18 protein-coding genes are annotated in these 15117 nt (G+C 70.0%); 15 read left to right on the top strand and 3 right to left on the bottom strand.

Going from position 1 to position 15117, the window contains the following annotated elements:
* The first annotated feature begins 174 nt into the window (after positions 1 to 174).
* The 8 genes from GA0070610_RS24515 to GA0070610_RS24480 all read left to right on the top strand — a co-directional run bounded on the left by GA0070610_RS24515 (position 175) and on the right by GA0070610_RS24480 (position 5890).
* On the top strand, positions 175 to 702 hold the full coding sequence (locus GA0070610_RS24515) for a DUF6244 family protein (protein ID WP_089002226.1): 528 nt from the start codon (positions 175 to 177) through the stop codon (positions 700 to 702).
* Positions 703 to 887: 185 nt separating this feature from the next.
* Positions 888 to 1298, top strand: coding sequence for a CdiA C-terminal domain-containing protein (locus tag GA0070610_RS24510; RefSeq protein WP_089002225.1), 411 nt, complete (start codon positions 888 to 890; stop codon positions 1296 to 1298).
* A gap of 14 nt (positions 1299 to 1312) precedes the next feature.
* Positions 1313 to 1768 carry a SitI3 family protein gene (locus tag GA0070610_RS24505; RefSeq protein WP_089002224.1) on the top strand — a complete coding sequence of 152 codons (456 nt, stop codon included), beginning with the start codon at positions 1313 to 1315 and terminating at the stop codon, positions 1766 to 1768.
* 345 nt (positions 1769 to 2113) lie between these two features.
* Positions 2114 to 2425, top strand: coding sequence for a transposase (locus GA0070610_RS24500; RefSeq protein WP_089002223.1), 312 nt, complete (start codon positions 2114 to 2116; stop codon positions 2423 to 2425).
* The gene (locus GA0070610_RS24495) at positions 2422 to 3255 is read left to right on the top strand and encodes an IS3 family transposase (RefSeq protein ID WP_089002222.1); all 834 of its coding nucleotides are present in this window, start codon (positions 2422 to 2424) and stop codon (positions 3253 to 3255) included. Before GA0070610_RS24500 ends, GA0070610_RS24495 begins: the two co-directional genes overlap by 4 nt.
* A 35-nt stretch (positions 3256 to 3290) precedes the next feature.
* Positions 3291 to 4793 carry an IS21 family transposase gene (gene istA / locus GA0070610_RS24490; protein ID WP_088999045.1) on the top strand — a complete coding sequence of 501 codons (1503 nt, stop codon included), beginning with the start codon at positions 3291 to 3293 and terminating at the stop codon, positions 4791 to 4793.
* Complete coding sequence (gene istB, locus GA0070610_RS24485) at positions 4790 to 5581, top strand: IS21-like element helper ATPase IstB (RefSeq protein WP_088999046.1); 792 nt, start codon at positions 4790 to 4792, stop codon at positions 5579 to 5581. Before istA ends, istB begins: the two co-directional genes overlap by 4 nt.
* Before the next feature lie 108 nt (positions 5582 to 5689).
* A complete protein-coding gene (locus tag GA0070610_RS24480; RefSeq protein WP_157747222.1) occupies positions 5690 to 5890 on the top strand; it encodes an IS3 family transposase in 201 nt (66 codons plus the stop codon).
* Between the two features lie 198 nt (positions 5891 to 6088).
* Here the strand turns inward: GA0070610_RS24480 and GA0070610_RS24475 are convergent, their stop codons facing one another.
* Entirely contained in the window at positions 6089 to 6934 is an 846-nt protein-coding gene (locus tag GA0070610_RS24475; RefSeq protein WP_089002220.1) for a hypothetical protein, read from the bottom strand.
* Between the two features lie 97 nt (positions 6935 to 7031).
* The gene (locus GA0070610_RS24470; protein WP_231925795.1) at positions 7032 to 7334 is read right to left on the bottom strand and encodes a sigma factor; all 303 of its coding nucleotides are present in this window, start codon (positions 7332 to 7334) and stop codon (positions 7032 to 7034) included.
* Positions 7335 to 7696: 362 nt separating this feature from the next.
* On the opposite strand from GA0070610_RS24470, the gene GA0070610_RS24465 reads away from it, so the two are divergent.
* From GA0070610_RS24465 to GA0070610_RS24440, 6 genes are all read left to right on the top strand, one after another.
* Complete coding sequence (locus tag GA0070610_RS24465; protein ID WP_089002219.1) at positions 7697 to 8233, top strand: RNA polymerase sigma factor; 537 nt, start codon at positions 7697 to 7699, stop codon at positions 8231 to 8233.
* On the top strand, positions 8230 to 9015 hold the full coding sequence (locus GA0070610_RS24460; RefSeq protein ID WP_089002218.1) for a zf-HC2 domain-containing protein: 786 nt from the start codon (positions 8230 to 8232) through the stop codon (positions 9013 to 9015). Before GA0070610_RS24465 ends, GA0070610_RS24460 begins: the two co-directional genes overlap by 4 nt.
* Positions 9012 to 9767, top strand: a complete 756-nt coding sequence (locus tag GA0070610_RS24455) for an ABC transporter ATP-binding protein (RefSeq protein ID WP_089002217.1) — start codon at positions 9012 to 9014, stop codon at positions 9765 to 9767. Before GA0070610_RS24460 ends, GA0070610_RS24455 begins: the two co-directional genes overlap by 4 nt.
* Positions 9764 to 11038, top strand: coding sequence for a hypothetical protein (locus GA0070610_RS24450; protein WP_089002216.1), 1275 nt, complete (start codon positions 9764 to 9766; stop codon positions 11036 to 11038). Before GA0070610_RS24455 ends, GA0070610_RS24450 begins: the two co-directional genes overlap by 4 nt.
* Positions 11035 to 11667: a hypothetical protein gene (locus tag GA0070610_RS24445; RefSeq protein WP_089002215.1), complete on the top strand. Its 633-nt coding sequence runs from the start codon at positions 11035 to 11037 to the stop codon at positions 11665 to 11667. The genes GA0070610_RS24450 and GA0070610_RS24445 overlap by 4 nt, the downstream gene beginning before the upstream one ends.
* Before the next feature lie 153 nt (positions 11668 to 11820).
* Positions 11821 to 12345 (top strand): DUF5956 family protein, encoded by a 525-nt coding sequence (locus GA0070610_RS24440; RefSeq protein ID WP_089002214.1) that lies wholly within the window; start codon positions 11821 to 11823, stop codon positions 12343 to 12345.
* A gap of 327 nt (positions 12346 to 12672) precedes the next feature.
* Here GA0070610_RS24440 and GA0070610_RS30975 read toward each other — a convergent pair whose 3' ends face one another.
* Positions 12673 to 13233: a hypothetical protein gene (locus GA0070610_RS30975; RefSeq protein ID WP_172896586.1), complete on the bottom strand. Its 561-nt coding sequence runs from the start codon at positions 13231 to 13233 to the stop codon at positions 12673 to 12675.
* A gap of 540 nt (positions 13234 to 13773) precedes the next feature.
* On the opposite strand from GA0070610_RS30975, the gene GA0070610_RS24425 reads away from it, so the two are divergent.
* The gene (locus tag GA0070610_RS24425; RefSeq protein WP_089002213.1) at positions 13774 to 14964 is read left to right on the top strand and encodes an IS110 family RNA-guided transposase; all 1191 of its coding nucleotides are present in this window, start codon (positions 13774 to 13776) and stop codon (positions 14962 to 14964) included.
* Positions 14965 to 15117: the final 153 nt, after the last annotated feature.

The following is a 15117-nucleotide window of genomic DNA, read 5'->3' as shown; positions in this document are numbered from 1 at the left end:
ACAGACCCCACCCCACGAGCTGGAATCTGGACCGGAAGCCGCTCGTGCGACTACTCGCATCGCGGTGGCTGTCTGCGGTGCCGACCGCCTCGTCGATGTCTGGTGGCCTCCCAAGGAGCCCGGTAGGTTCAGCTGTCCAGCACTTTCGCTCTCATCGATTGGGGTGCCGGCCACGTGTCGCAGATCGAGACGATCACCGGTGAGTTCCGCGCGTTGATGACCGGGGTTGAACGCGCGCAGGGGTTGGCAGCTGCCGCCGACAGTCAGGCGCAGGAGGTGGCGCTGCGGGCCGCGGGCGCGGGCTTCGTCGCCGTGGCGGCGGGTGTGGCGCGGGTGCGCAACGCGATCACGGGCATCCAGGGCGCCCTGGGAAGTCTCGCCGGTGCGATCGGTGAAGCGACGAAGGCCACCGCGGCAGTGCCGAACGAGGCCACCCCGCAGGAGACGATTGCCGGGCTGGCGCCTGTGCAGAGCGCCGTGGACGCCGCTCGGGACGCGGCGACCGGGGCCATCACCGGAGTCGGGGAGGCGCAGCAACTCGTCGCCGTGGTCCTGCAGGGCGGGCAGCCTGGGCCGCTGCTGCAGGCGTTGGAGGCCATCAAGCAGGTCCTGGCGCTGGTCGTTCAGCGCACCGGCGGGGCCCGGCAGGCCGTCGAAGCGGCGATCGCGCAGGCCCGGCAGTTGGGGTCGTCGGGAAACTGACAGGGGCTGGCGGTCATCCACCGGCCAGCCCTACCCCTTCCGAGCGCGGTGACCCGCCGTCGACACCTCATGCCGCCGACGACGCGACATCCGCTGACCACGGCCACGGCACGTCTTGGACCAGACAGCCAACCGGTGTCCCGGGCGGGTCGCCGACCGGTCCGAGAACCAGAATTCCACCCCGGTTGGACGACGACGGGCGGCGTCCGTTGGAGCTCGAGAACGAATGCGCCGATATAGTCGCCAGCAAGAGCTACCGGGTCCACCAGAACCCCACCAGGCGGGAGATCGCCGACGCCCGGCTCCGTACCGGCGACTCGGGCAACCCGAACAAAGACCCGGACTACCTGATCGAAGGTCACGTGTTCGACTGCTATTCGCCCACTCTCGGCAAGCCGGTACGGGGCGTCTGGAGCGAGGTCCGCGCCAAGGTCGACAAGGAGCAGACCCAACGCGTGGTGCTGAACCTGCACGACTGGCACGGAGACCTCGCGGCCCTGCGGACACAGTTCGACACCTGGCCCGTCGAGAAGCTGAAAGAACTCGTCGCGGTAACGCCGAGCGGCGCGATCGTGCAGATCGTCCGTCGAGACTGAGGAGAGGCGCAGAGATGGCTGTCGAGTTCAGGTTGACCCTGGGCGGTGACCTGCCCCTGGACCACGTGGCTGATCTCGTGGCAGCCGAACCCGCCGAGAAGCCCAAGCCGAGCGGCACCAACCCGCGGCTGTTCAGTGCCCGCCTCTACGACACCCGCGGGTACGCGCTGACCATCTCCTCAGGCAGCCAGGGCTATTTCGATGCCGAGGCCGACGACGGTGCCCGCTGGGAGTGGGAGCCGGAGACATACGTCGACATCGACTTCTCCATGCGGGCGGACGACCTTGTCGACAAGGGGATCCCGAACATGATGAAGGCCGTGGCCCGTGTGTTGGCCGCCCGGCAGGAGGACGCGGCGCTGGTCCAGAACGGCAACTGGCTTCTGCTGACCCGTGTCGAGGGCACACTCCGCAGACACCGGCCTACCTGGTGGAGCCACTACGGCATAGACGACCCCATCACCCAATGAACCAGCCGAGCGCGGGTGACCCGCCGACGAACGGCGCGACTTCGACCCGTCATCCGTGGGCGACGTCGACGTCGTCATCCTCGACCCGACGGACCTGACCCGCGACAACGACGACCAGCCACCGCGTGGCTGATGGCGACTTGGCCGGACCCCCCGTGGGAGGCGGCGCCCAGCCGGGGGAGCGGACAGCCGCACATGATCTTCGATGATGTGCGCGGTGTGTGCTCTCCAGCGGATGCCAACCCGGGTGAATCGGTGCCAACGCGGGTCACCGCGGCTGAGCCACCCCCGCTTTCATGGAGCTTCTTGACCATGGTCTGATGGCCGTGGGGGAGGAAGTCGTCCGTGGCAGCACCGAAGAAGTACCCCGATGGGCTACGTCAGCGCGCTGTGCGCCTGTATCGCGAGTCGGACCCGAAGCCCGTCATCCGGCGCCTGGCCGAGCAGCTCGGCGTGCATCACGAGGCGCTCAGGAACTGGATCCGGCAGGCCGAGGCCGACGCCGACGAGCGTCACGACCGGCCGACCAGCGAGATGGCGGAGGAGAACCGCCGGCTGCGTAGGGAAGTCACCGAGTTGCGGCGGGCGAACGAGATCCTGAAGGCGGCGAGCGCGTATTTCGCGGCGGAGCTCGACCCGACCCGGCGACGGTCATGAGGTTCATCCACGAACATCGTGACCAGTTCGCGGTCGCGCTCCTGCTACGGGTCCTGAACATCGGCGCCTCGACCTACTACGCGTGGGTGAAGCAGGCCGAGCAGCCCTGCGACCGCGACGTGGTCGACCTGGGGCTGATCTCCAACATCCACGAGATCTGGGAGACATCGGGGCGCACCTACGGCGCGGACCGGGTGCATCGGCAGCTGCGCCGTGACGGCATCCATGTGGGCCGCAAACGCGTCGAGCGGTTGATGACGCAGCAGGGCTGGCAGGGGGCGTTCCTGCGTCGAGGCTGGCACGGCGGCTCCACCCGGCAGGACCCGCGGCACATCCCGGCGCCGGATCTGGTCAACCGGCAGTTCACCGCAGCGGGGCCGAACCGCCTGTGGGTCGCCGACGCCACCCGCATACCGTGCGGCGAAGGGGTGTTCTGGCTCGCCGCGGTCCGGGATGTGTTCTCCCGCCGGATCGTGGGGTGGAAGACCTCCGACCGCTGCGACACCGACCTGATCCTCGCCGCCCTCGAATACGGCATCTGGTCGCGCGACGTCCGCGACGGCCAGTTGATCCACCACTCGGACAGGGGATCGAACTACACGTCGTTCCGCTTCTCAGAACGCTTACAGGACAACGGGATCCTGCCCTCCATGGGCTCCGTCGGCGACTCATACGACAACGCCCTGATGGAGAACTTCTGGTCGACGTTGAAAATCGAGCTCGTCTACCGCACCTGTCGGCGGCCAGTGAAAGATCCCCATAGGCGGCCATTTACCGCCCCGCTGATGGCCAGGGTTCTCCCCGTGGACGGCCAGATACCTCCCCGCTGATCATGACGAGACGCTGGTCGGCGAGGGTCGGCGGCGTGAAACGCGGCAGGGAGATCGTGGAAATTTTGGAGGCATACGACCTCACGGGTAGTTACCGTGCGGCGGCCGAGCTGGCCGGGTGTGATCACCACACCGTGGCCCGGTATGTGAAGTTGCGGGCCGAGGGACGCAGCCCCGAGGAGCGGACCCAGCGGGCTCGGCCGATCGACGATTTCATGGACAAGATCGAGGAGTTGGTGGCCCGCTCGGGTGGCCGGGTCCGCGCCGATGTGGTGCACCGGCGGATCACCACGATGGGCTTCGCCGGCGGAGAGCGCACCACCCGCCGGGCGGTCGCGGCGGTGAAGAAGTCCTGGCAGGCCGGGCAGCGACGGGTGTTCCGCCCGTGGATCCCCGAGCCCGGTTTGTGGCTTCAGTTCGACTGGGGCGAAGGCCCACGCATCGGCGGCCGGCGGACCACGTTGTGGTGCGCGTGGCTGCCCTGGTCCCGGTTCCGGGTCGTGATCCCGGTGCTGGACAAGACCCTGCCGACGGTCGTGGCCTGCCTGGATGCCACCCTGCGGCGCCTGGGTGGGGTGCCGGCCTATGTGTTGACCGACAACGAGAAGACGATCACGGTGGAGCACGTCGCGGACATCGCCGTGCGTAATCCGGAGATCGTGCAGGTGGCCCGGCATTACGGGATGACGATCCGCACTTGCGTGCCGGCGGACCCGCAGTCCAAGGGCGGCGCCGAGAACACCGTGAAGATCGCCAAGGCGGACCTGGTCCCGACCAGCGCGAACCTGCTCGGCCAGTACCGCACGTTCGCGGAACTGGAGGCGGCCTGCCGCGACTTCACCGACGAGGTCAACGCCCGCATCCACCGCGACACCCGACGCCGCCCGGCCGAAGCCCTCCTGGACGAACGCGACCGGCTGCATCCGCTGCCGGCGCAGCCGTTCACCGTCGCGTTCGGCACCACCCGCCGAGTGAACTGGGACTGCACCATCTCCGTCGACGGAGTCCGCTACTCGGTCCCGCACCACCTGGTCGACACCCGGGTCTGGGCCCGGTTCCACGGCGACGAACTCATCGTCACCGCCGTCAGCGAGGACGGGCCGGCCGAGGTCGCCCGCCACCAGCGGGCCCAGCCGGGCCGCCCGTCGATCCTCGACGAGCACTACCCGCCCCGATCACGCCAGTCCGACACCGCCGATCGGGTGCCGCGGGCCCGCACCGCCGACGAGGCCGCGTTCCTGGCTCTCGGCCCCGGCGCCGCCGCGTGGCTGGTCGAGGCCGCAGCCGCCGGGGTCCGCGGGGTGCGCCGCAAGATGGCCGAAGCCGTCGCTCTCGCGAAGCTGCACGGCGTCGACCACGTCGACCGGGCCCTCGGCACCGCCGCTTTGGCGGGCAGGTTCGCCGACAACGACCTGATCCGCATCCTGGCCCACCAACGCGACGACGACACCCCACCCACTCGGGCCAGCGAAACCCACAGCCTGCAACCAGGCACCTCTGCCTGGTCAACCTTCGGCACGACGACTGGAGAACAGTGACCATCACCCCGTTGCGGGTCACCGGCGCAGCCGGTGACCCGCTGACCGAAGCGATCGAGCTCACCCGCCGGCTGAAACTGCCGCACCTGCGCCGGGCCATGGCCGACCTCATCCCCACCGCGAAAGCGCAACGCTGGGACCCGGCCGAAGTCGTGCGGGTCCTCCTCGCGGAGGAGGCAGCCGGCCGGGACCAGGCCAACCTGCGCACCCGGCGCAAACGCGCCGCGTTCCCCGCCGGCAAAACCTTCGGCGACTGGGACGAGCAGGCCTCCTCGATCCCGCGGCCGACCCAGGACGCCCTGCGCAGCCTGGAATGGGTGCAGCGCAAGGAGAACCTGTCCATCTGCGGCCCGTCCGGCACCGGCAAGAGCCACTTCTGCGAAGCCCTCGGCCAAGCCGCCGTCGAGGCCGGCATGACCGTCGCCTGGTTCACCATCGAAGACCTCGGCGTCATGGTCCGCCGCCACCGCCCCGACGACTCCGTCGCCCGAGCCATGGCCAGACTGATCCGCACCGACCTGATCATCATCGACGACATCGGCCTGCTACCGGTCTCCCCGGACGCCGCCGAAGGGTTCTACCGCCTCGTCGACGCCGCCTACGAACGCCGCAGCCTCGCGGTCAGCTCGAACCTGCACCCGTCCGGTTTCGACGAGATCATGCCCAAGACCCTGGCCACCGCCACCGTCGACCGACTCCTGCACCACGCCCACGTCGTCGTGACCCAGGGTGACAGCTACCGGTTCAACCAAGCCACCGCCGGACAGGGCGTCAAAGCCTTGCACTGACCCCAGCACCACCCCACAGGCGGGGAACTATCTGGCCGCCACTGGGGAGAAACCATGGCCGCCAGCGGGGAAAACTACTGGCCGCCTACGGGGAGATCTGATTGGCCGTTGACACGCACCTCGTGGCGGACCCGCGACGAGGCCGAGAACGCGATCTTCGCCTACATCGACGGCTGGTACAACACACGCCGCATCCAACGCGAGCTGGGCTACCTCAGCCCGAACGAGTACGAGACCGCCTGGCACAGCCGCCAGACGCAACCAGCTGAGCCACCTATCGCCATCCCGGCACCAGCCGGGAGCAGGTAACCACCGCTCCATCAAAGCGGGGGGAACTCAGCCCCAAAGGCCCGCCGCCCCGAACTCTCCGTCCTCCCTGACCGGCAGTCTTCGGAACAGCGGTGGCGATGTCGTCACAGATCAGCAGGTTGCGCAGCTCGGGAACCTGCACCCGGCGGCTTTCAGCGTGCCGCCGACATCCTGCTGAAGCCTCCCGCCGAGCCCGCCTTATTGCAGGTGGAACCTCTCGTTCACGGCGAGGGCCGCGAGCTGCTGCACGGAGAACGGCAGCGTGGTCAGGCCCGGCCGTTCGTCATCGAGGTTCGCGCCCTGTGCGACGAATACCACCACGCCGTCCGGGTGCCGGTAGGCCGCCCACTGGTCGAACCGGTCGTCGCGGCCGGGTCGGACTACCACGCCGACCTGCGCCGCTGCGACGGTCTCCACCTGGCACTCACCCTGCATGCCCCAGAACTGGCGGGCTAGCGCGCACGGCTCGGCCGGTAGCTGATTGCCCGCGGTGTGCACCTCGACGAGCAAAGGCCCCATCCGCTCACCCTTGGCCAGGGCGGCCGAGGACATGTAACCCCACACGTCGACACCGTTGACCTTGTCCTCGAACTGCGCCTGGTGCGTCCGCAGCGGCTTCTGGTCAGTGGGCTGGTTCGCCGGGTTCTCCGGCGCGGTGTAACCGGCGGGCACGACGGAGATGATCTCGTCGAGTAGCCGGATTCCCTGGTCGTATCTGGAGCCTGCTCGCGCGGTGCGGTCCTCCTGCGGATGGCCGTCCGGTCCGGTCGGCCACGGCTGGGCGGTGTCCTTCGATGACGGAGGCGGGGCGGCCTGCGGCGCCGGACCTGCCGGGCTGTGGCCGCCGGCATCGGGGGTGAACATCGTTGCGGCGCCAGCGACCGCCAGAATCGTCGCCGCCGATCCGGCGCAGGCCCACAGGGTTCGGCGGCGGCTGCGTGCGCGTCGGGCGGCGCGCAGCGTGGCGGTCGTAGCCATCGGTGGCGGCGGGGTGCTGGTCGCCATCTCGCTACGTAGCGTATCGCGCAGGTCGTCCTCGTTCATCGTCTTCCCTTCTCGATCCCGCTGTGGGTGGGTGACAGGAGGCCCCGCAGCATGTCCAAGCCGCAGGAGGCTGCGGCGGCCAGTGCCTGGAGCATCACTAACCGGTTCTCTGGCGAGTCGGGCGGTGCCGGTCGCTCGGCGTCGTCCCCGCCCACCCGCTCCCGCCGCCACCAGCCGCGGCGCCGCTCGTCGAGAAGGTCCGGATCAGGATCTGGCGCACGTAGGCGTCCAGCACCTCATGGCGCGAGACCCGGCTCCAAGCCAGGTAGAGCTTGGTGAACGCGGTCTGAACCAAGTCCTCCGCCCGGTGCCAGTCGCCGCAGAGCAGATACACGGTGCCACGCATTGCGTCAGACCTCGCCGCGAAATACTCCGCGAACGCCGCGTCGCGATCACCCATCCAGGCCTCCGATCCCCGATTCGAGATAGTCACGTAAAGTCCGGCGCCCAGGGTTGCTCCTGGGAGGGAATTTCTCCGTGCCGCCAGGTCTGGCCGGACGCGGGAGACGGAGCGATGCCAGGCAAGGCGCCTTGAGCGCATGCTGTGAGAGATGAAGGTTCACCCGGCGAAGCCCCGGACAGGCTGGCCAAGGTGGGAAACGGCGCCGTGATCAGCGCGGACAAGCCGCCCCGCATGCAGCCTAACGAGTGACTTCCTGACAGAGGTGCCTTTCGCGCCATACTGCCTAGCTGCGTCAGACTCTCGCGGCACGCGGCTCCTGTCAGAGAACCGTTTCGCCGAGTGATGCGTCCTAACCTTGCGTGATGGACGTGGACGACGAGGAGCTGTTGCGCCTCGTCGGGAAGGGTGACCGCGAGGCGTTCGACGTGCTGTATGCGCGTAACGCGCCGTGGTTGGTGCTGCGTCTGCGCCGCCGGTGCCGGGACCCGGAGTTGGTCCGGGAGGTGGTGCAGGAGACGTTCCTGACGGTGTGGCGGGCCGCAGCCGGCTACCGCGGGGACGGTGCGGCGGTGGGCTGGCTGTGGTCGGTGGCGGCCGGTCGGTTGATCGACGCGCGGCGGCGTGCGTTGGCCCGTCCGCAGAGTGTGGGGGCACCGGGCGACGACGTGCTGGCGTGGTCTCCGTCGGCGGAGGACGAGGCCTTGGCCGGTGCGTACGACGCCGAGTTGGAGCGTGCGCTGCACCGGTTGGCTCCGGAGCTGCGGGCGGTGTTGCAGGCGACGGTGCTGGATGGCCTGACGGTGCGCGAGGCCGCGGTGTTGCTGGGTGTACCGGAGGGCACGGTGAAGACCCGGGCGATGCGGGCACGCCGCGAGTTGAGGGAGGCGCTGTCGTGACCGGTTTCCACGTCGACGCCGGGGTGCTGGCGGCGTACGGCGAGGGGCGTCTCGCTGACGTCGACGCGTGGTCGGTGGAGGCGCACCTCGACCGCTGTGCGGCCTGCCGGACGAGCATCGCATCGGATGCGTCGACGGCTCTGGCGGTGGAGGCGGCCGCGGTGGCGCTGGGCGGCCGGTTGCCGACGCAGGGGCGGGTGCGGCGGGCGACCGGGTGGCGGCGGGTCAGGGTGTTGGTGGGTGCGGGGCCTGCGGCGCGGGCGGCGTGGTTTCTGTCGGTGGCCGTCACCGGGGTGCTCACCGCGGGGATGGCAATCAGCCCGACCGTGGTCCCGCCGTGGCTGCTCCTGCTGATCGCGCCAGCGCTGCCCGCTGTCGGTACGGCCCTGTCGTACGGGCCGCGAACCGATCCGTTGCACGACCTGATCGCGGGGACACCGCAGGGCGGCCTGCGAATCGTTCTGTGGCGCACGCTGGCGGTCCTCGCGGTCGCGGCGCCCGTCGCGGTCCTCGCTGGCGCGGTGACGGGCATCGGTACGCCGGGGTTGTGGCTGCTTCCCTGTGTCGCGTTGACGGTCCTGACGTTGGCGCTCGGCTCGCTGGTCGAGCCCGGGTACGCCGCGCTGGTGGTGGCCGGGGCGTGGGCGGTGGTGGTGCTGGCGCCGCCGGTCAGCGGTCTGGCGGTCCTGGTGGCGAACCTCCCGGGATGGCTGGGGGTCACCGCGGTGGCCACGGTGGTGGTGTATGTGCGTCGGGAACGGGTGGGAAGGCAACCGGCATGACGACGGTGAGCGTCGACGGCCTGCGGGTCAGCTACGGCAAGCGAGTCGTCTTCGACGACCTGGACCTCGAGCTCGGAGTGGGCGTGCACGGGTTGCTCGGCCCGAACGGCGCCGGCAAAACCACCCTGATGCGGGTCCTGGCCACGGTCCTGCGACCCGACCAGGGTGCGGTCCGGCTGCTGGGCCACCACATCGGGAAACCGTCGGCGTTGCGGCAGGCGCGCCGCCAGTTGGGCTACCTGCCTCAGGCGTTCGGGTTCTATCCGCGCTTCACCGTGCGGGAGTTCGTCGAGTACTTCGCCTGGCTCAAGGAGATGCCGCCGGCGCGAATTCCGCTGGCGGTGGACCGGGCGATCGAGCGGGTCGGGCTGCTGGATCGCGCCGACGACCGGATGAAGCACCTCTCCGGCGGGATGCTGCGTCGCGTCGGCATCGCCCAGGCCATCGTGAACGACCCGCGGCTGCTGCTGTTGGACGAGCCGACCGCCGGCTTGGACCCGGAGCAGCGGGTGCAGTTCCGGGCGCTGCTGCGGGAGCTGGGCCTGGATGCAGTCGTCCTGGTCAGCACACACCTGGTCGAGGACGTCGTAGCGGCGTGCACCCGGGTGAACCTGGTCGACGGCGGGCGGCTGGTCTTCACCGGCCTGCCCGACGAGCTGATCGCCGCCGGTGGGGACGGCGACAGCGGCGACTCCCCCATCGAGCGCGGCTACACGGCGGTGCTGCGCGGTGCGCGGACGGCACCGCGGTGAAGCGCGCGCTGAGGGCGGAGCTACGCCGCGGTACGGCGCCCTTCGCCGCTGCGGCGATGTTCGGCGCCGGCGTGTGGATGCTGGCCGTGCACCCGGACGACTGGGCCGGCCGGTGGCCCGGCCTCGCGAACTACCTGCGGGTGTCGCTGCTGATCCTGTGCGCTCTCATGATCGCTGCCGGGGCGTGGCAGTCCGGCAGAGAACGGCGGCGCGACATCAACGAGCTGATCGCCACCACCCCCCGCCCGGGCTGGCAACCACTGGTGGTGGCCTGGCTCGCCGTAACCGTGGCCGGCGCCGCCGGACTGCTGCTCGCGTTCGCAGGGGCGGCGGTGCTGATCGCCCGGGTCGCGACCTACACCGGCGGAGGCTGGTGGTGGACGCTGACCGTCGGTGTCCTCGCCCTGGCCGCCGCCGCCGCGGTCGGCGTCCTCGTCGGCCGGCTCGTACCGCTGCGGGTGGCGGCCCCGATCGCCGGCCTCGCCACATACCTCGGCCTGGCCATCATCACCTACTGGGACGGCACGCCCGCCGCGTGGCTCTCACCGGTCTACGGCGGCTGGGCGGTGTACTCACTCGTTCCCGGCCGGGTCACCGTGTTGCAGGCAGCCTGGCTGGTGGCCCTGACGGTCCTGCTGCTCGCCGCCGCCGCGCGGCAGCGGCGAGCAGCCCTGCTGGCCGGCGGACTCGCCGTCGCCGTCGCCGTGCCGATTACCACCGGGCCGGGCACCTACCGCCTCCCGGCCGACCCGGCCGCGGTCGAGCTGGTGTGCACGAGCAGCGGCCCGCAGGTGTGCCTCTCCCGGATCAACGCCTTCCTGATCGACGACGTCACCAAGGTTGTGCAGCCGATCCTGGGACGTCTCGACGGGATACCCGGAGCGCCGCGGCGGGCGGCCGACCAGGCCGCCCAGCCGGCCCGCCAGCCCATCGAACGGAACGACGACACGGTCTGGCTCAACCTCGACTACCAGTCCACGGCGCTGGGCGGCCTTGCCAGCCGGAAGAGCCTGCGGGCGGACTTCCGGCAGGTGACCCGGGCCAGATGTGAGGACCCGATCGGGGTACGCAGAATCGACCAGCGGGTCTACCGGACCGACACCCTGGCCACCGACTGGATGCTCGACGAGGCAGCGACCCCGGACGACGTGCCCCTCACCAGGCTTCGTGCACTGCCGCAGCCGGCGCAGCGCACCTGGTTCGCCGCCTACCTCGACGCCGCCCACCGATGCGACATCCCGCAACTGATTCGCCTCGGCGAGCAGCCATGACCAGCCGCCTGCTCACGCTGCACCTGCGCTCCCGGGGCGCGTCCATGTTCGTGGCCGGTGTCGGCATTATCACGCTGCTGGCCTGGGCCGCCGGAACCTGGCTCGCCAGCAGGCCCTACTTCGACGGGCCCGCCGCCCGCGTCCCCGTGGTCGCACTCGCGCCACTGTTGGCGGCACTACTGCTCGGGCCCACCCTCGCCGGCGCTGACGAGGACCTCGATCGCAGCACACCCCTGCCGTGGCGGGCCTGGCGAGCCGGTCACCTTCTCGTCGCCGCCGTTGTCACCGCCATGGCGCTCATCCTGGCCGGGCTGCGGGCGCCCGACACGTACGGTGCTCACACACTGGTTCGCAATGCTCTCGGTTGTATCGGACTGGTCGCCGGCGGCGCAATGCTGCTCGGCGCGCGGCTGGCGTGGCTGCCCGCCTTCGTCTACGTGAGCGCCGTCTACGCCGCCGCTCCACGCCAGACCGGTGTAGTCGTCACAGCTTGGGCCTGGCCGATCCAGCCCTCAACTTCCACAACGTCGTGGCTCACCGCCGTCACGATCTTCACCGTCGGTGCCGCCGCCTACCTGCACAGCGGGTCCCGTGCCTCGGCTGGCCGCCGCTACCGTCGGAGGCGCTGATCGTGGGCCCCGCCTTGTGTCAGCACGGGGTCTGAGCCGCCAGGACGTGACCACTGAGGTTCTCACCGTCGTACGGAGGCAGCCGTCGCCGTTGCGGGCCTGGCGAATCGGATGCCGACCGTCGCGGCGCAGGCACCGCCGTAAGCTGCGAAAATGGACGCCGGGTATGCCTGGGGCATCGGCCAACCGCCTGATCCCGCTGCGGCCAGGGCCGCCGACGCGGACGCGGATGGCCTGACACCGGAGCAGCTGCCGGAGGTACGCGAACTGACCGCGCAGGGCTGGCAGTTGGCCCCGGACGTTCCGATGCTTGTCTTCCTCCCCGCGGTGTGGCCCCCGCAGCTGCGCACCTGGGTGCCGGACCGGGCAAGCCGCTACGAGACCTGGACTGAGCTGGACCCGAAGACGTACGAGGTGCTGCGGGCGCAAACCGTGCGGTCAAGCTGGGAGTCCCGCAACGAGGTCGAGAACGACAAAGATGCCCTGCTGGCCGACGCGGGCATCACCGGCCGGCCTCGGGGCCGGCTGTGGCTGCTGAAGCCGCCGCCCGGGTTCGCCTCGGTCGACGACTTCCTCGCCGAACTCGGCCGGCGTGCTGATGCCGCCGGCATCGGCTGGGCGTGCAGCCCGGAGTACGTACGGCTCACCCGGAACGTACTGCGAGAAGTGACCGCCTGAGGATCTGTGGGCACGGCGGTACCTGCGATTCTGCCCGCCGACCGACACCGCCACCGCGGTCCTGGTCAGACTCAGGACGGCGAGCGTAACCAAGGTCGCCGCCAGCCCGCTCACCGGCAAGTCCTCGCCGTCTTCCGCGCCGTCGTTCAGCGGACGCTCGTCAAGTACATCTGCCACGGCGTCGGCGTCAGCAAATCCGTCGAGGAAACCGAAGGGCTGCGCGCCAAGCTCACCCGACTCGTCGCCCGTCCGATCCTGGCCGGGCCGGGCCGGGCCGGAATAGGGGTGCGGTAGGCGTAGCTCATGTCGATGAGGTGGGGCGTTCGGTCACTCGCGGGTCAGCCCCGGCGGCAGTGCGTCTTCGTCAAGTCGGACCTGGCGGGCGTTGGCCAACGGGTCGCCTTCAAGGGTGTGGATCAGTGGTGCCGGGCCGCCGACGCAGGTCCAGGTGTCGTCCCACAGCGCGGAGACCAGCCACGACCGGTCGGCGGGGAAGAACAGGTCGGGTAGCGCTCCGTGGGGGTGGCGGATGTGACCTTCGGTGCGCCAGGTGAGGGCTTGCTCGGGGCCGGCCTGGACCAGCACGTACGGCCAGTTCCAGTAGAGGAACACCCTCGGGGCGTGGGGGAAGACGACGTCGTGGGCGCCGGTGTCGAGGTAGGCCAGCCACCACGGCTGGTTGGGGGTGCGCGTGGTGAGGTGCTCAATGAGGGCGTGCTCGTAGGCGGCGGCGGTGACGTCGTCGGTCTGGTACGTGGTGGCGTAGGCGTCGAAGACCGGCGGGATGGCGGTGGTGATCGAGACGCCGGCCGTGGTGTGCCCGGCGATCCAGCCCACGTCGGAGGCGGCGCCGACGCGCCAGTCCCGCCCGTCCTTCTTGACCTGCACACCGCCATTCAAGTCGCTGCCGCGACGGTTGGCGTAGGAATCAGGCCGGTCTCGGGAACGGTGGCCGGTGACCAGCCGTCATGGGCCACCATGCCGTACGCCCGCCCCGTGCTCGGTGAAGCATGCTGCGTGGGTCCCGCACATGGTGTCCGAGGTGCCGGCCGGTGACCGCGGCAGACTCGAGGTCGCCGCGCCCGCAGGACCGGGAGTGGGGATGGCTGTGTGTGTTCCGCCGTGATCGTGGCTGAGCCTCGAGGTGCCCACCCACTTTCCGCCTCGTGGGCGGGCCGGGTTGAACAGGCGCGGCCCTGGTGGCCGTAGACCCTGATGCCCGGGAGCGGTGGGTATGGCTGCGTGTGTTTCGTCGAGATCGCTTGGCTCACGGTAGGAGATGCCACCCGCCGCTTCGTCGTCTGCGAGATTCGGTAGACCGCTGATGGAGACCCGCGACTCGCGTTCGCATCCGTAGAAGGTGCCGGCAAATCCGAACCTCCGACGAGGCACATTCAAGCAAACCGACCGACGAAGGAGAGCACGACGGTGGCGAAGCTGTGGATCGGCGTGGACATCGGCAAGACCCACCACCACGTCGCGGCCGTCGACGGCGAAGGCCGGCTGGTCTACTCCTGCCGAGTCGCCAACGACGAGACCTCACTGCTCACCGTCATGGCCGAGGTCTCGACGCACGGCCGCCCGGTCTGCTGGGCGGTCGACGTCACCACCGGGCTATCGGCGCTGCTGCTGACCCTGCTGTGGCGCCGCCAGGTCCAGGTCCGCTATGTCTCCGGCACCGTCGCGTTCCACATGGCCGCCGCGTTCGCCGGAGAGAACAAGACCGACGCTCGCGACGCACTGGTGATCGCCCAGACCATCCGGATGCGCCCCGATATCCCGATCCTGGAACCGTCCGACCGGCTCCTCGCCGAGCTGACAGTGCTGACCGGCTACCGTGCCGACCTCGTCGGCCAGCGTGTCGCGACCCTGTTCCGGTTGCAGGAGCTGCTCACCGGGATCAGTCCGGCGTTGGAGCGAGCGGTGGAACTCAACCGGAAGGCCCCGATGATGGTCCTCGCCTGCTGGCAGACACCGGCCGCGATCCGGCACGCCGGCGTCGACCGCATCACCGCCCTGCTCCGCCGCGGCCACGTCAAGAACGCCGCCCAGGTCGCCGAGGCGATGGTCGCCGCCGCCCGGCAGCAAACCGTCACCCTGCCCGGGCAACGCGCCGCCGCCGTCGTGGTCGGGCAGATGGCCACCGAGATCCTCGCCCTCGAACAACGCATCGCCGCCGTCGACGACCGCATCGCCGAACACCTCGACCAGCACCCCCTCGCGCCGATCATCGGGAGTCTGCCTGGCATGGGGCCCCTGCTGACTGCCGAGCTGCTCGTCCATACCGCCGGCATGACCGAATACGACAGCCCCGCCAAACTCGCCGCCCACGCCGGCCTGGCGCCTGTCTCCCACGACTCCGGCACGGTTTCCGGGAACCATCGGCAGCCTCGCCGCTATCACCGAAGGTTGCGGCACATCCTGTGGATGGCCGCGTTCACCGCCGCCCGAGAATGCCCCACCTCCCGCGCGTACTACGAGAAGAAGCGCGCCGAAGGTAAAAACCACCGGCAAGCCATACTCGCCCTCGCCCGACGACGCGTCGACGTTCTCTGGGCACTCATCCGCGACCGTAAGACCTTCGCCCGACCGACGCCGACAGTCCGCGCCGCAGCCTGAACCAGCACGCTCCGCGTCAACGCGACAACGGTCCCGTCGGCCACTTCGTCCTGCCCATCAAGATCAACCGGAGTCACATGGAGACTCCTAAGACCGTCATCTATGCATGTCGGTAGGCCGACTGCCTGCGATTCAGCCGTTCATTACCTCTGT

The organism is Micromonospora echinofusca (assembly GCF_900091445.1).
In the GTDB taxonomy this organism is placed as follows: domain Bacteria; phylum Actinomycetota; class Actinomycetes; order Mycobacteriales; family Micromonosporaceae; genus Micromonospora; species Micromonospora echinofusca.
This window is presented reverse-complemented; position numbering and strand designations above follow the sequence as displayed.

Excerpts from the sequence above, each read along its gene's own strand:
- GA0070610_RS24505 (WP_089002224.1), top strand. The coding sequence starts at position 1,313 with ATGGCTGTCGAGTTCAGGTTGACCCTGGGCGGTGACCTGCCCCTGGAC.
- GA0070610_RS24495 (WP_089002222.1), top strand. The coding sequence starts at position 2,422 with ATGAGGTTCATCCACGAACATCGTGACCAGTTCGCGGTCGCGCTCCTG.
- GA0070610_RS24475 (WP_089002220.1), bottom strand. The coding sequence starts at position 6,934 with ATGAACGAGGACGACCTGCGCGATACGCTACGTAGCGAGATGGCGACC.
- GA0070610_RS24470 (WP_231925795.1), bottom strand. The coding sequence starts at position 7,334 with ATGGGTGATCGCGACGCGGCGTTCGCGGAGTATTTCGCGGCGAGGTCT.
- GA0070610_RS24455 (WP_089002217.1), top strand. The coding sequence starts at position 9,012 with ATGACGACGGTGAGCGTCGACGGCCTGCGGGTCAGCTACGGCAAGCGA.
- GA0070610_RS24445 (WP_089002215.1), top strand. The coding sequence starts at position 11,035 with ATGACCAGCCGCCTGCTCACGCTGCACCTGCGCTCCCGGGGCGCGTCC.
- GA0070610_RS24440 (WP_089002214.1), top strand. The coding sequence starts at position 11,821 with ATGGACGCCGGGTATGCCTGGGGCATCGGCCAACCGCCTGATCCCGCT.